The 13,729-nt window shown below is 70.8% G+C and carries 18 protein-coding genes; 6 read left to right on the top strand and 12 right to left on the bottom strand.

The genetic code is table 11. From position 1 onward, the window contains the following. Window positions 1-37: 37 nt before the first annotated feature. Genes ACQ0O7_RS05300 through ACQ0O7_RS05285 form a run of 4 tightly spaced genes read right to left on the bottom strand, consistent with a single transcriptional unit; the run spans window position 38 to window position 3,244 of the window. Complete coding sequence (locus tag ACQ0O7_RS05300; RefSeq protein ID WP_430780611.1) at window positions 38-949, bottom strand: asparaginase; 912 nt, start codon at window positions 947-949, stop codon at window positions 38-40. Beyond that, the gene (locus tag ACQ0O7_RS05295; RefSeq protein ID WP_430780610.1) at window positions 946-1,779 is read right to left on the bottom strand and encodes a 3-keto-5-aminohexanoate cleavage protein; all 834 of its coding nucleotides are present in this window, start codon (window positions 1,777-1,779) and stop codon (window positions 946-948) included. The genes ACQ0O7_RS05300 and ACQ0O7_RS05295 overlap by 4 nt, the downstream gene beginning before the upstream one ends. A 29-nt stretch (window positions 1,780-1,808) precedes the next feature. After that, window positions 1,809-2,837 carry a YgfZ/GcvT domain-containing protein gene (locus ACQ0O7_RS05290; protein ID WP_430780984.1) on the bottom strand — a complete coding sequence of 343 codons (1,029 nt, stop codon included), beginning with the start codon at window positions 2,835-2,837 and terminating at the stop codon, window positions 1,809-1,811. 8 nt (window positions 2,838-2,845) lie between these two features. Then, complete coding sequence (locus tag ACQ0O7_RS05285) at window positions 2,846-3,244, bottom strand: Fur family transcriptional regulator (RefSeq protein WP_430780983.1); 399 nt, start codon at window positions 3,242-3,244, stop codon at window positions 2,846-2,848. Between the two features lie 42 nt (window positions 3,245-3,286). Here ACQ0O7_RS05285 and ACQ0O7_RS05280 point away from each other — a divergent pair, with 42 nt between their 5' ends. Continuing rightward, window positions 3,287-4,015, top strand: a complete 729-nt coding sequence (locus ACQ0O7_RS05280) for an aminotransferase class IV (RefSeq protein ID WP_430780609.1) — start codon at window positions 3,287-3,289, stop codon at window positions 4,013-4,015. Here the strand turns inward: ACQ0O7_RS05280 and ACQ0O7_RS05275 are convergent, their stop codons facing one another. After that, window positions 4,016-4,615, bottom strand: a complete 600-nt coding sequence (locus ACQ0O7_RS05275) for an FABP family protein (protein ID WP_430780608.1) — start codon at window positions 4,613-4,615, stop codon at window positions 4,016-4,018. Beyond that, on the bottom strand, window positions 4,612-4,716 hold the full coding sequence (gene mtfM / locus ACQ0O7_RS05270; RefSeq protein ID WP_043533180.1) for a small membrane protein MtfM: 105 nt from the start codon (window positions 4,714-4,716) through the stop codon (window positions 4,612-4,614). Before mtfM ends, ACQ0O7_RS05275 begins: the two co-directional genes overlap by 4 nt. A gap of 14 nt (window positions 4,717-4,730) precedes the next feature. Between mtfM and ACQ0O7_RS05265 the strand changes: the two genes are divergently transcribed. After that, the gene (locus tag ACQ0O7_RS05265) at window positions 4,731-5,105 is read left to right on the top strand and encodes a DsrE family protein (protein ID WP_430780607.1); all 375 of its coding nucleotides are present in this window, start codon (window positions 4,731-4,733) and stop codon (window positions 5,103-5,105) included. Window positions 5,106-5,259: 154 nt separating this feature from the next. On the opposite strand, the gene ACQ0O7_RS05260 is transcribed toward ACQ0O7_RS05265, so the two are convergent. From ACQ0O7_RS05260 to ACQ0O7_RS05240, 5 genes are all read right to left on the bottom strand, one after another. Beyond that, the gene (locus tag ACQ0O7_RS05260) at window positions 5,260-6,030 is read right to left on the bottom strand and encodes a hypothetical protein (RefSeq protein ID WP_430780606.1); all 771 of its coding nucleotides are present in this window, start codon (window positions 6,028-6,030) and stop codon (window positions 5,260-5,262) included. A gap of 23 nt (window positions 6,031-6,053) precedes the next feature. Then, entirely contained in the window at window positions 6,054-6,356 is a 303-nt protein-coding gene (locus ACQ0O7_RS05255) for a type II toxin-antitoxin system PemK/MazF family toxin (RefSeq protein ID WP_430780605.1), read from the bottom strand. After that, a complete protein-coding gene (locus tag ACQ0O7_RS05250; protein WP_430780604.1) occupies window positions 6,353-6,622 on the bottom strand; it encodes a hypothetical protein in 270 nt (89 codons plus the stop codon). Before ACQ0O7_RS05250 ends, ACQ0O7_RS05255 begins: the two co-directional genes overlap by 4 nt. Window positions 6,623-6,701: 79 nt before the next feature. Then, the gene (locus ACQ0O7_RS05245) at window positions 6,702-7,154 is read right to left on the bottom strand and encodes an NUDIX hydrolase (RefSeq protein WP_430780603.1); all 453 of its coding nucleotides are present in this window, start codon (window positions 7,152-7,154) and stop codon (window positions 6,702-6,704) included. An 11-nt stretch (window positions 7,155-7,165) separates the two neighbouring features. Further along, window positions 7,166-9,061 carry an ATP-dependent DNA helicase gene (locus ACQ0O7_RS05240; RefSeq protein WP_430780982.1) on the bottom strand — a complete coding sequence of 632 codons (1,896 nt, stop codon included), beginning with the start codon at window positions 9,059-9,061 and terminating at the stop codon, window positions 7,166-7,168. A gap of 154 nt (window positions 9,062-9,215) precedes the next feature. Here ACQ0O7_RS05240 and ACQ0O7_RS05235 point away from each other — a divergent pair, with 154 nt between their 5' ends. Further along, window positions 9,216-9,725 carry a DUF402 domain-containing protein gene (locus ACQ0O7_RS05235; RefSeq protein WP_430780602.1) on the top strand — a complete coding sequence of 170 codons (510 nt, stop codon included), beginning with the start codon at window positions 9,216-9,218 and terminating at the stop codon, window positions 9,723-9,725. On the opposite strand, the gene sigJ is transcribed toward ACQ0O7_RS05235, so the two are convergent. Then, complete coding sequence (gene sigJ, locus ACQ0O7_RS05230) at window positions 9,702-10,589, bottom strand: RNA polymerase sigma factor SigJ (protein ID WP_430780601.1); 888 nt, start codon at window positions 10,587-10,589, stop codon at window positions 9,702-9,704. The genes ACQ0O7_RS05235 and sigJ overlap by 24 nt on opposite strands. Window positions 10,590-10,689: 100 nt before the next feature. On the opposite strand from sigJ, the gene ACQ0O7_RS05225 reads away from it, so the two are divergent. The 3 genes from ACQ0O7_RS05225 to ACQ0O7_RS05215 all read left to right on the top strand — a co-directional run bounded on the left by ACQ0O7_RS05225 (window position 10,690) and on the right by ACQ0O7_RS05215 (window position 13,348). After that, the gene (locus ACQ0O7_RS05225) at window positions 10,690-11,622 is read left to right on the top strand and encodes a hypothetical protein (RefSeq protein ID WP_430780600.1); all 933 of its coding nucleotides are present in this window, start codon (window positions 10,690-10,692) and stop codon (window positions 11,620-11,622) included. Between the two features lie 88 nt (window positions 11,623-11,710). Further along, window positions 11,711-12,337, top strand: a complete 627-nt coding sequence (locus ACQ0O7_RS05220; protein ID WP_430780599.1) for a DUF47 domain-containing protein — start codon at window positions 11,711-11,713, stop codon at window positions 12,335-12,337. A gap of 3 nt (window positions 12,338-12,340) precedes the next feature. Beyond that, on the top strand, window positions 12,341-13,348 hold the full coding sequence (locus ACQ0O7_RS05215) for an inorganic phosphate transporter (RefSeq protein ID WP_430780598.1): 1,008 nt from the start codon (window positions 12,341-12,343) through the stop codon (window positions 13,346-13,348). Window positions 13,349-13,729 lie beyond the last annotated feature (381 nt).

Genomic DNA, 13,729 nt, shown 5'->3' with positions numbered 1-13,729 from the left:
AGCTAGCGTGAACCGAGTCACCCCTGATTTCCGCCCCTTAGAAGGTCGCGCGGACCTCACCGACCGGACGACCGCCGCCCAGCACGTGCTCCGGCAGCAGGCCGCCGACCTCCACGCCGAGCCGGCGCAGCGCCGCGAGCAGCACCGGACCCCGCGCCCGGTGCGCCCCGTCGGAGATCTTCAGGGCCACCGCACCGACCCCGGGCAGGGCCGCCGCGGCCACCCCGTCGGCGCCCTTCTTCACCAGCAGACCGGAAATCGCCCTCATCAGCACGGTGTCGTCGGTATCGGTGCCGGCCACCAACTCGGGGTTCGCCCGGATGGCGTCGGCCACCCGCCGCTCCACCGAACCGGCCGGGGCGGAGACCAGCCGCTGGAACGCCCGGGCCAGCCCGACCGGGGTGATCGCGAAGATCGGCGCGCCGCAGCCGTCCACCCCGTACGCCGCGATCGGCTCGCCGGAGAGATCGCTGACCGCGTCGGCGAGGGCCTTCTGCAGCGGGTGGTCGACATCCAGGTACGACTCCAGCGGCCACCCGTTGACCACGCAGGTGGCGAGCATGCCGGCATGCTTGCCGGAACAGTTCATCAGGATCGGCTCGGCCACCCCGCCGGCCCGCAGCCAGGCGTTCCGCGCCTCCGCCCCGAACGGCAGGTCGGCCGGGCAGAGCAGCGCCTCCGGGCCGAGTCCGGCCGCGGTCAGGATGGCCCGCACCCGTTCCACGTGGAACGGCTCGGCGTCGTGGCTGCCGCTCATCAGCGCCAGGTCGGCCTCGTCACGCGGGACCAGACCCGCGTTCAGCAGGCCCACCGTCTGCAGCGGCTTGTTGGACGAGCGGGGGAAGAACGGGGTGGTGACGTCACCGAGGGACTCCCCGCCGAGGACGGCGACGACGCCGTGGTGGACGCTCTCCACAAAACCGGAGCGGACGACTTCAGCGACGATCATCGCGGTGGAACTCCCAGCAGGTCACGGGCTTGCGCGGGGGTCAGCGGCGGGCGCTGGGCAAGCTGAGCGAACCCTACGGCACGGGCGACCAGTTGCATGTTCGAGTCCACCGGGCGGCCTTTGGCGTACGTCAGGGTGTCCTCCATGCCGACCCGCAGGTGCCCGCCGGCCGCGAGCGACGCCAGCATCACCGGCAGGGTGCTGCGCCCGATACCGGTCGCCGAGAAGGTGGTGCCGGCCGGCAGATCCCGGATCACCCGCTCGCACGCGACCACCGCGGCGGCCGTGCCGGGCATCCCACCGGGCACCCCCATCACCAGGTCGACGTGCACGTGCCCGCCGAACGGCAGACCGTGCCGGTCCAGCAACCGCTCCAGGCTGGTCAGCTGGCCGAGGTCGAAGATCTCGTACTCCGGGACGACACCGCGCTCCCGCATCCGGTCGTGCAATCCGACGATGAACTCCCAGCGGTTCATGAAGACGTCGTCACCGAAGTTGACGGTGCCCATCGTGCAGGACGCCATCTCCGGGCCGGCGTCGATCACGGCCAGCCGGTCCGACTCCGGGTCGTGCACCGAACCGCCCGAGGACAGCTGCACGATCAGCCCGGTCGACTCGCGCAGCGCCGCCACCGTGGCCCGCAACCGGGCCTGATTCAGCGTCGGGCGGGCGTCGTCGTCCCGGATGTGCACATGCACGATCGACGCGCCGAGCGCCTCGCACTCCTTGGCGGTCGCCACCAGCTCGGCCAGGGTCACCGGCAGAGCGGGCACATCCGCCTTACGGCTTTCCGCGCCGGTCGGGGCGACGGTGATCAGGGTCCCGGTCATGTCTCGCATACTGCCACGCCGGGTGGCCGTCAGTCGGCGTCGATCGCCGCCGCGGACTCCCCCACCATCAGGTGGGCGTCGTCGGGGACGTTGCGTTTCACCACGGCCAGCGCGACCATGCCCAGCTCGTGGTGCCGGACCGCGGTGCCGACGAAACCGACCGCGCGGCCGTCCAGCTCGACCGCGGTGCCCTGGGCCGGCGGGTGGTCGGTGGCCACCCCGTCCAGGTGCAGCAGGACCTGACGGCGCGGCGGACGGCCCAGGTTGTGCACCCGGGCGACCGTCTCCTGGCCCCGGTAGCAGCCCTTCTCCAGGTGCACGCTGGTGGCCATCAGAGCGACCTCGGCCGGAATCGTGCGGTGGTCGGTCTCCCAGCCCAGCCGGGGGATGCGATGGGCGACCCGGACCGCCTCGTACGCCCAGATCCCGGCCCGCTGCACGCCGAGCCTCTCGATCACCTCGTCCTTGCGGGCGCGCGGGACGAGCAGGTCGACACCGAGCGGGACACGGCGGGCCAGTCCGCCCTCAAAACCCCGTACCGGATAGCTGCTCGTCGCCTGCTGCGCGACGGACCCGGCGGCGAACCGGGTGTCCGGCACCGCGCTGACCCGGGGGGCCGCGAGATCCGGGAAGAGAGCGGCCGCACCGGGCCCGACCAGGGACAGGACCGCGATCTCGGCGGTGGCGTCGCGCGGCTCGACCCGGGTGAAGAAGCGCATCATCTCCAGGTATTTCAGGAGACCGGCGGCGGCGCCCGGCTCGGTGTCCAGCCAGGCCGTCGTCCCGTCCTCGGTGACGAACGCGTGCTGCTCGATGTGCCCGTTCGGCGAGAGGACCAGCAGCTCGGTGCCCTGCTCCGGGGAGAGACCGGACAGGTGCTGGGTGGTCAGGGTGTGCAGCCAGCTCGCCCGCTCGTCGCCGGGAACCGCGATCACCGCGCGGTTGGACCGGTCGACCAGGCCCACCCCGGTCTCCAGCAGACGCTGCTCGCGCATCGGGTCGCCGAAGTGCGCGGGCACCCCGGCGTCGGCCGACGTGGGCTCCAGGTCCTCGACCATGACGGTGGTCACTTGTCCTCCTTGCAGTCGCCGCACACCCCGAAGAGCGAGACGTGCCCCACATCGACCCGGAACGAGCGCTCCCGCAGCAGCTGCTCGGTGACCGGGTGCATCACCTCGGGATCCACCTCGGCGATCGAGCCGCACGCCCGGCACACCAGGTGAACGTGCTGATCCTCACCGGCCGCGTGATAGGTCGGCGAACCGTGCGACAGATGCGTGTGGTTCACCAGACCGAGCTCTTCGAGCAGCTCAAGGGTCCGGTAGACGGTGGTGATGTTGACCCCGGCGGCCCGCTCGCGGACCGCGTTGTGCACCGACTCCGGCGTGGCATGCCCGAGCTCGTGCACGGCTTCGAGAATCAGCTGACGTTGTGGGGTGAGTCGCAGGCCCCTCTCGCGGAGCATGGCGGCTAGCGATGTGGCGGACACGTGACGAGCATAGTTCGGGTGAACGACAGGATCCTCGTCCCGCCCACCGGCCTGATGGGTGACGGTGTCTTCGAGACGCTGCATCTGCGGCCGGATGGGCCGTGGCTGCTCGACGCCCATGTGTCCCGGCTGACCCGATCGGCCGCGCTGCTGGACATGCCGCCACCCAACCTTCCCGACATTTCCGATTTGTCGGGCGAAGGGGCGGTGCGGATCATCTACACGCGGGAGGTTCTGGACATCTCCGTCTCGCCCATCCCGGCGCGGGTGATCAACGAGCGGCGCGACGGGATCCGGGCCATCAGCGCCGACCAGGGCGTCTCCATCCGGCGCCCGCCATGGTCGGTGTCCGCGGCCAAGACACTGTCCTACGCGGAGAACTTCGCGGCCCGCCGGTGGGCGGTCCGGCAGGGGGCCGACGACCTCATCTGGCTTTCCACCGAGGGGTACGTGCGGGAAGCGCCGACCGCCTCCGTCGTCTGGCTGACCGGAAACGATCTGCACACGGTCCCGCCCGCGACGGCCGGGATCCTGCCCGGCATCACCGCCGCCCACCTGCTGTCGGTGGCGCCGTCGGTAGGGCTGCGCCCGGCCGAGCGGATGATCACCCGCGCCGAACTGGCCGCCGCCGACACCATCTGGCTGGCGTCGTCGCTGCGCGGACTGGCCGAGGTGACCAGCCTGGACGGGGCGCCCCGGGCCAGGTCACCCTGGACTCCCCGTCTCCTCGACCTGCTGGGGTACTGATCAGCCGCCGATGCGCAGCAGCCGGGCCGACATGTGCGGCTTCAGACCGCTCTGGCCGACCGCGATCTCGTGCGCGTACAGCAGGGCGCCCTCGACGATCCCGAACAGCCGGTGCCCGCCGGTCACCGGCAGACCCGACGGGGTGTACGCCACCGCGTCGGCGGTCATCTCCAGCCGGGTGGTGGCCGCCTTGCCCAGGTACAGCTCGGCCACCCCGTCCGGGCGGATCATCGTGGCCTCCATCTCGTCACCCGGCCGGCCGTCGACCAGCACCGGGCGCCAGAAGCCGGACTCGGTCAGCGCCTGCCCGGCCGGCTTCGAGTCGTCGTCGAGCAGCCAGGCCCGCGACTCGTACCGCAGGAAGTCCCGGCCGTCGTGACTGATCCGGATCTCCTGGGCGAAGTCGTAGTCCTTCTCCTCCGGGAAACCGCCCTGACCGCGCCCGCGCCACAGGCCGACGAACGGCAGCAGACCCAGCAGCGACGGGTGCAGATCCGGGCCGGACCGCAGATCGTGGGTGTCCTCGTAGGGGTAGCGCTCGACCGGCGGAGCGTTGAGCCACGGCGGCGGTCCCAGCGGGTTTTCCGTCTCGTTGGTCACCAGCGTCCCCTCGAAATGCGCATTGCCAGATAGCCGAAGCCGCCGGCCAGACCGCCCAGAGCGGCCACCAGCAGGCTCACGAACCCGATTTCCGTAACCATGACCGGCCCATCTTATGCTGGCCGGTATGGCACGCCTGCTCGTCGTCAAGGCCACCGCCGGCGCCGACGCCCCGGAACGCTGCAACCAGGCGTTCAACGTGGCCTCGACAGCCGCCACCGCCGGGATCGACGTGTCGTTCTGGCTGACCGGTGAGTCCACCTGGTTCGCGCTGCCCGGCCGGGCCGCCGAGTTCACTCTGGCCCACGCGGCCCCGCTCCCGGACCTGATCGAACTGCTCCTGGAGGCCGGCCGGATCACCGCCTGCACCCAGTGCGCGGCCCGCCGCGACATCGGCCCCGGCGACGTCCTGCCCGGCATCCGGATCGCCGGCGCCGCCGTCTTCGTCGAGGAGATCATGTCCGACAACGCCCAGGCCCTCGTCTACTAGAACCTTTCGGGGGTACGCCGTAGGGGCCGACGGAGATCGGGGAGTCCTGTCCGGTCCGCGCGACGTCCGCGTGACCGGCGGACCGTCCGGCGACCGCCGGGCGAATGCGGTGGCCGGGGAGACATCGCCGGTGGCGAGCGGGCTGAGCCGCGGTTCAGCCGTTGCGGCAGCCGGTGGTCACGGTGGTCCGGGCCCGGTCACCGTCCGTCGTCACCACGACCGATTCAGACCCTTGCCGGTACGCCCACCCGTTCGGTTCCCGCCACACCGGCTCGATCCCCTCGGGCACCTCCACCCGCTGGTCACCCACGAAGGTCGCCGCCGTCCCTCCGCCCGGACAGACCACCGCCTGGCTCGTGACCGCCCCGGTCAGGATCGCCGGCGCCGCACCCGCGGACGGATCCGACCGGTCCAGATCATCGGCGTCCGGCCGGCATCCGCTGAACACCCGCACCGTCAGCACCTGGTCGGTGGAGTGCGCGGTCGCCTCGACACCGATGTAGTCCCCGGCGTCGGCGAAGAACGACAGCCGGGTGCCCCCACGGGTGGCGGCCACTCCCGCCCCGAAGCCGTCCGGCAGCCCGGCGGCCAGCCCGGCGAGCGCCTCCCGGGCTTCTCCCTCGGCCACGTAGAGCGTCACGTTCCGCCCGGCCTCCCGCCCGTCCCGGACCGGGGTGATCGCACACTCGGTGACTTCCAGCTCACCGAGCCGCAGCACCCACCGCTCGTCCTGGGCGACCTCCACCACGGCTCCGGTCGCGGCTCGCAGCGCGGGCAGCGCCTCAGCGATGTCCCGCTGCTCGGGCACGGTCGGCGGATCGTTGCGCACCGACCAGAACACCGCCCCGGTCAGCAGAGCCCCCCAGGCGGCCACCGCCCCCCACGTCCACCACCGCCGCTCCCGTCCCACCACCGGCCCAGTCACGGCGCCATGGTGTCATGCGGCGCTCAGAGATCGAGTGCCGCCCGTAACGCGATGTCCGCGAACTCCCGGCTCGCCTCGTCCAGGACCGCCGTCCGCGATGTCAGGCGTGTCTTGTCGACTTGGCCGACGTGGTGGGCGAGAAAAGTCCCGAGTGGCTTGCCGTCACTGTCGCTGAGCGTCGGGCGCTCCAGGCTCGGCTCGTGGACATCCGACAACGGGACGACCAGCACTCCGGGATAACGGCCGATGATCGCGTCGTTCTCGACGACCACCACGCTATGCTCCCGGCCGAACCGGGTCACCGTCCAGACGTCACCGCGCTTCACGCCACATCCTGCCCGAAGATGCGGTCGAGCCCCTCCTCCCGCCAGCCCGGCGGCTCGTCCGGATGGAGGCGGTACTGCTCGGCACTCAGGGCCGACGACTCGATCACGGCCTGCTCCCAGGCCACTCGGGATAGCCACTCCGACAGGGAGATCCCCTGGGACGCGGCAGCGGCGCGGGCGGCCAGCAACGACTTCCGCTCGAGTTGCACGGTCACCGTCTCGGGCTTCCGCGCCCGGCGCGAGGCATCGGTGTCTCCCCTGGACATGCGACCAGGGTACGCCCGACCGGCCCCGATGTTCCGAACATTCCCACTTTGAACCGTCATGAGACAAGGTTATACGGGACTAGATCTGGTGTCCAAAGTCGAGCGACGGATAGCCCGCCCGCCCAGCGACCTCCCGATACTCCGGGGAAGCCAGGAAACGGTTGATCATTTCGACGCTTCCCGGGGTGAAAGGCCTGTTCAGGACCTCGACTGCGGGGATGAAGAGCATCGCCGCGCCCTCGCCGAGCACCACGTCCTCCGGCCGGGCCGAGGTCCTCCCGTAGAAGTAGTTCTTGACGCGGTCGTGCTCCGGCAGCTCCTGGCGGGCGAAGAGGCGCAACGGCTCGTCCGGGCGCAGCCGGGTCTCCTCCCACAGTTCGCGGGTGGCGCCCGCCCGCGGCGTCTCGCCCTCCTCGATCGCGCCGCCGGGCAGGCCCCAGACGTTCGGGAAGTACGGGGCCTTGTCGTCACGCAACTGCAACAGCAGCGCGCCGGTGCGGTCGACCAGGAAGGTGCACGCGACGTGGATCAACGGGCGGCCTTTCAGCTGTTCGCGAGGCGGCGGAGGGCACCCTCGGCCACCTCGGGACGGGTGGTGTACCAGAACGGGGGCAGTGACCGGCGCAGGAAGGGACCGTAACCGCGGGCCGTCTCCAGCCGGGAGTCCAGGACCGCCACCACACCCTTGTCGCCGGTCGAGCGGATCAGCCGGCCGACGCCCTGGGCCAGCCGGACGGCGGCGATCGGGACGCTGACCGCGGAGAAACCGGAGCCGCCGGAGGCCTCGACCGCCGCGGCCCGGGCGGCGGCCAACGGCTCGTCGGGGCGCGGGAACGGCAGACGGTCGATGACGACCAGCTGGCAGGAGTCACCGGGCACGTCGACGCCCTGCCAGAGCGACATCACGCCGAAGAGACAGCTCGCCTGATCCTCCTTGAACTTGCGGACCAGAATCGGCAGTGTCTCCTCGCCCTGGAGCAGGATCGGCAGATCCGTCTTGGCCCGCAGCAGCTCAGCGGCCTGCGTGGCGGCCTTGCGGGAGGAGAAGAGCCCGAGGGTACGGCCGCCGAGCGCCTCGACCAGGCGCAGCAGCTCGGCGCCGGCGGCGTCCGGCAGGCCGGACATCCGGGGCCGGTCCAGGTGCGCCGCCACGTAGAGGATGCCCTGTTTCGGATAGTCGAACGGCGAACCGACGTCGAGCGAGTTCCAGCCCTCACCACCGGTGGACTTGCTCTCGGCGGGCAGCCCCAGCGATCGGGCCACGGTGTCGAACTTGCCGCCCAGGGTCAGCGTGGCCGAGGTCACCACCACGGTCCGATCGGTGTAGAGGCTCTCGGCGAGGGTGCCGGCGACCGAGAGCGGGGCGACCACGAGCGCCCGCCGGCCGCTGCCGAAGTCCGACTTCTCGATCCAGGCGACGTCGAACTTGTTCTCCTCCAGCAGCCGCTGCGAGGTGGTGGAGAGCTCGTCGAGGACCGCTTTGGCCTGCTGTTTGCCGACCGGGTCGGAGTCGTCGGACTTGATCTCGCCGATCGACGAGAGACCGGCCCGGGTGGCCGACTCCAGGGTGGCGACGGCTAGGCGCAGCCGCTCCGGCAGCCCGTTGACGAGGCGCTCGGCGGGCAGGTCGGAGAGGCAGACGGTGAGCTCGTCGGCGGCCAGGGCGAGCTGCTCGGCGGCGGCCGGGGTGATCATCGTGCGGGCTCGGCGGCCGGCCCGCTCGACGGCCTCGGGGGTGATCTCGGCCTGGGCCGCGGCGGACACCCGGTCGGCCAGCTCGTGGGCCTCGTCGACGATGAGCAGCTTGTGCGGCGGGACGATCTGCCGCTCGGCGATCATGTCGACGGCGAGCAGGCTGTGGTTGGTGACGACGATGTCGGCCTCGCGGGCGCGGGCACGCGACGCCTCGGCGAAGCACTCCGCGCCGTACGGGCACCGGCCGGCCCCGACACAGTCCCGCGCGGGCATCGACACCTGCCGCCAGACCACGTCGTCGACACCCGGATCGAGGTCGTCGCGGTCGCCGGTCTCGGTCTTCTCCGCCCACTTGCGGATCCGCAGGATCTGCTTGCCGATCTTGCCGGCCTCGCCGAGCCACTGACCGGTCTTCGGGGCGGGCGGCGCGGCGTCGAACAGCGTGTCGGTCGGCTCCTGCTCGTCGGCGTGTTCCAGTTTCGCCGCGCACAGATAGTGGTGGCGGCCCTTGAGCACGGCGAACGTCGGCTTGCGCCCGAGCACCGGCTGCACCGCCTCGGCGAGCCGGGGCAGGTCGTGGGCGATCAGCTGGTTCTGCAGGGCGAGGGTGGCCGTGGAGACCACCACCGGGCCCTCGACGAGCAGGGCCGGAGTGAGATATCCGAGACTCTTGCCGGTGCCCGTGCCGGCCTGGACGAGCAGGTGCTCCTTGTCCTTGACGGCCTTGTCGATCGCCTCGACCATGGCCTGCTGACCTGGGCGGGCGGAACCGCCGGGGACGGCCCCGACGGCGGCGGCGAGGATCTGCTCGGCGGTTGCCTTCTTCTTACTGGCTGCGGGCACGCAGGAACCGTACCCGCCACCACCGACATATCCGGGTCACCGTTAGGGTGCACCCATGCCGAGCGAGATGGTCCGGGTCATCTACACGAAGTACGACGGTTCGGCGCATCGTGACTACCCGGCCCGTCGTCTGGCCGAGGACGACCTCGGCATCTGGGTCGGCGTGACACGCGGCACGGCCTCGGTCTATCACGGCCGGCCCTCGGTGGAGCAGATCCCGTTCGTGCTGCTGATCCCGCACTACGCGTGGTGGACCGGGATGTTCAACCCGCCGCCGCGGACCAGCGAGGTCTACTGCGACATCACCACCCCGGCCCGGTGGGAGGGTGACACCGTTCACATCATCGACCTGGATCTGGACGCGGTGCGGCGCCGCGAGTCGGGTCTGGTCGAGCTGCGGGACGAGGACGAGTTCGCCGAGCACCGGGCGGCCTTCGGCTACCCGGAGGATCTGGTGGAGCACGCCGAGGCGGCCGCCCGGCACCTGATGGTGGCGCTCGGCGACGGCACCGAGCCGTTCGCCTCGCACTACCGCAAACACCTACTCGAAGTCACCCAGGACTAGCTTCTCCGGGTTCTGCTGGTTGTAGATGCCGGTGATCCGGCCCTCGTCGACGGCGATCGCGACGACCACCAGCAGGCGGCTGCCGTCCGGGTGAGCGCCGCTCAGCATGAGCGCGGCCGACCCGTTGACCAGCACCGGCTCGACCTTCAGATCGGTGACCCCGGCCAGCCGGTGGCTGACCAGGCCGATGAAGAAGCGGGCCACCCGCTCGGCGCCGAGGACCGGGCGCAGGGCGGCGCGGACGACTCCACCGCCGTCACCGATCGCGACCACGTCCGGGGCCAGAACCGCCGCCAGCGTACGCATGTCGCCGTCCTGCGCGGCGGCGAGGAACGCGGTGAGCACCTTCCGCTGCTCAGCCAGCCCGGCGGTGTGCCGCACCTGACCCTCGGCGACCGCCTTGCGGCCCCTCGACGCGTGCTGGCGGGCCGCCGCGGGTGTGCTGTCCAGGACTGCCGCCACCTCGTCGAATGGCACACCGAACGCGTCGTGCAGAACGAACGCCACTCGTTGTTCGGGAGTGAGCTTCTCCAGAACCACGAGCAGGGCGATGCTGACCTGGTCAGCCATCTCCGCGCGGTCGGCCGGGTCGGCGTCCGGTTCGACCACGAAGGCGGGAAGCCACTCACCGGGGTACGCGTTACGGCGTACTCTCGCGGAATTGAGCTGGTCCAGACAGATCCGCGCGGTGACCGTGGTCAGCCACCCGCGGGTGTCCCGGATCTCCCCGGTCTGCTGCGAGTAGCGCAGCCAGGCGTCCTGGACCGCGTCCTCGGCCTCGGCGCGGTTGCCGAGCATCCGGTAGGCGACGGCCGTCAGGTAGCTGCGATGGGCCTCGAACTCGACCACTGACGGCGACGGCATGAAACGAATTCTGCGCGACATTGCCCGTTCTCGCCTATCGGCTGTGCCACAGTATGAACCACCCATATCGTACGAATCGGATGGTGCTCTGGTGCAGGAGATGGCGACAATCGCGGGCGGACTGGCCGGTCTCGCCGGAGCCGGCGGCGCGGTCGCCGTCGCGCTGATCCGCCGACGCCACCCATGGCTGACCGCGGGACACGCGCTCACCAGCGCGGACACGGCCGACCCACTGCCCGGCGTGATCAAACTCGGGTTGTCCGGGATGACCGTCGTGGTGACCCCCGGCCCGCACGGCGAGCTGTATCTCGGACCCGGCGGCCCCCAACCCGGCCGCACCCTGCGCCGGCTGGTGCTCGCCCCACTCTTCGCCCGCGCCGGGGCGAACGGCGGCCGGCTGTGGCCGGACCAGCGCGCGCCGTTCCGGCTGATCGTCGAATTCAGCGGGGCCGAACGGGACCCGGAAGCGCTGCTGCGCGCCTACCGGATGCTCGACCAGCAGCTCCGCGACCACGCCGGCCTGCTGAGCACCTGCCGCGACGGGATGCTGAAACAGCGGGCGGTGACCGTCACCGTCACCGGCGCGGTCGACGTCCGCGAACTGCTGGCCGCCGAACCGGAGCGGTACGCGTTCGCCGACGGCGGCTTCGAAGACCTGGGCTCCCGCACCGCCCCGCCCACCCTGGTGCCGATGGTCAGCGAGTCGTGGAGCCGCCGGTTCGGGTGGGACGGCCACGACACGATCACCGCCGAGGAACGCCACCAACTGCACGCGCTGGTCCGGTCGGCGCACGCGGACGGGCGTACCGTCCGGTTCTCCGGCCTGCCGGACGGCAACCGCAAAGCCCGCGCCGCGGTGTGGACCGAACTCAGCGCGGCCGGTGTGGACGTGATCGGCGACACCGATCTGACCGGGCTGGCCCGCCACCTGCGCCGCCATCCGATCGCCGGCACGCCACGCGCACCCGTTCCGACCAGGGCGGTTCGCCGTCCGGCGGCCCGGCTCGCGGAAAACCGTCACCAACGGGTTTGAGGGCCGTCGCGAAGGGTGAACTCGGACGGACCGATAGCATGCCTTCGGAGATCCATTCATATAGAGCCCGTCGATCGAGGTCCGCGCTGTGAAGTTCTCATTCCGCCCCGTCGAGGGCGCCTTCTACGAACTCTTCACCAGGGCCGCCCAGAACCTGGTGAAAGGCACCGAGCTGCTCAACGAGCTGGCGCTGCCCGGTGTGGACGTGCAGTCGGTCGCCGACCGGCTGAGCGATGTGGAACACGACAGCGACTCGATCACCCACGAGCTGTACAAGAAGATCAACTCCACCTTCATCACCCCGTTCGACCGGGAGGACATCTACTCGCTCGGCTCCCAGCTGGACGACGTGATGGACCACCTGGAAGCGGCCGGCAACCTGCTCTACCTGTACGGCCTCACCGAACTGCCCTCACTCCCCCGCGAGATGCACGAGCTGGTCACCGTGCTGGACACCCAGGCCAAGGTGACCGCCGACGCGATGCCGAAACTGCGCTCGCTGAAGGGCATGGAGGACTACTGGATCGAGATCAACCGGCTGGAGAACGACGGTGACCGGGCGTACCGGATGCTGTTGGTCCGGCTCTTCTCCGGCGAATACGACGCGCTCACCGTGCTCAAGATGAAAGAGGTCGTCGACGAGCTGGAAGCCGCCTGCGACGCCTTCGAGCACGTGGCGAACACCATCGAGACCATCGCGGTCAAGGAGTCCTAGACCGTGGATCCGGAATTGATCGCCGTCATCGCGGTGATCCTCGCGGCGATGGCGTTCGACTACACCAACGGCTTCCACGACGCCGCCAACGCCATCGCCACCAGCGTCAGCACCCGGGCGCTCACGCCGCGGGTCGCGCTCGCCATGGCCGCCGTCGGCAACTTCGTCGGCGCCCACCTGGGCACCGAGGTCGCCAAGACCGTCGGTGACGGCCTGGTCGACCTGCCGACCGGCATCCCCAGCCTGGGCATCGTCTTCGCCGGTGTGCTCGGCGCGATCACCTGGAACCTGATCACCTGGTACTTCGGGCTGCCGTCCAGTTCGTCCCACGCGCTCTTCGGCGGCCTGGTCGGCGCCACCCTGTTCGCCACCGTCGGCAGCGTCCAATGGGACAACATCATCAGCAAGGTGCTGATCCCGATGGTGGTGTCGCCGTTCGTCGGCCTGGCCCTCGGCTTCGTGATGATGGTCGCCATCATGTGGATCTTCCGGCGCGGGCACCCCGGCCGGCTCAACCGCGGCTTCCGCTGGGCACAGACCGCCTCGGCCGCGGCCATGTCCATCGGGCACGGCATGCAGGACGCCGCGAAGACCATGGGCATCGTGGTGCTGGCCCTCTACACCGGCGGCTTCCAGTCCGACTCGTCACACATCCCGGAGTGGGTGTACTGGACGTCGGCCGCGGTCCTGGCCGCCGGCACCTACGCCGGCGGATGGCGCATCATCCGCACCCTCGGCCGCAAGATCATCGACCTGGGTCCGGCCGAGGGTTTCGCGGCCGAGACGGTGGCCAGCTCGGTGCTCTACTTCAACGCGCTGATCCTGCACGCCCCGATCTCCACCACCCACACGATCACCTCAGCGATCATGGGCGTGGGCGCGACGAAACGGCTCAGCGCGGTCCGCTGGAACGTGGCAGGCAACATCGTGATCGCCTGGATCACCACATTCCCCGCCGCCGCCTTCTTCTCGTGCGTCATCTACTTCATCGTCCGACCGATGTTCGCCTGACGGTCTCCGGCCCCGCCCGCTCCCCGAACCACCACCCGCCCACCAGACGGCCCGTCCCACGCCGCCGCCCGACATCAGACCAGCCCGTCCCCCACCGCCCGCCGTCGGGCACCCCCGGCCTCAACGCACAGCCACACCCCGCTCGGCCCGGTCCTCACCGTGCGGCCACTCCGCCGCACAGCCACACCCCGCTCGGCCCGGTCCTCACCGTGCGGCCACTCCGCCGCACGGCCGCTCCGGGCGTGGCCGTGCGGTGTAGCGGTTACGCGGCCACCGGGCCTCACCGCACAACCGCTACACCGGGCGTCACCGCACAACCGCTATACCGCACGGTCATCGGGCGTCACCGCGCAACCGCCCAGTCCTCATCGCACGACCAGA

The sequence above is a fragment of the Actinoplanes sp. G11-F43 genome, from assembly GCF_050589265.1.
GTDB lineage: Bacteria > Actinomycetota > Actinomycetes > Mycobacteriales > Micromonosporaceae > Actinoplanes.
The sequence above is the reverse complement of the archived record's forward strand: the minus strand, read 5'-3'. Positions and strand labels throughout refer to the sequence as shown.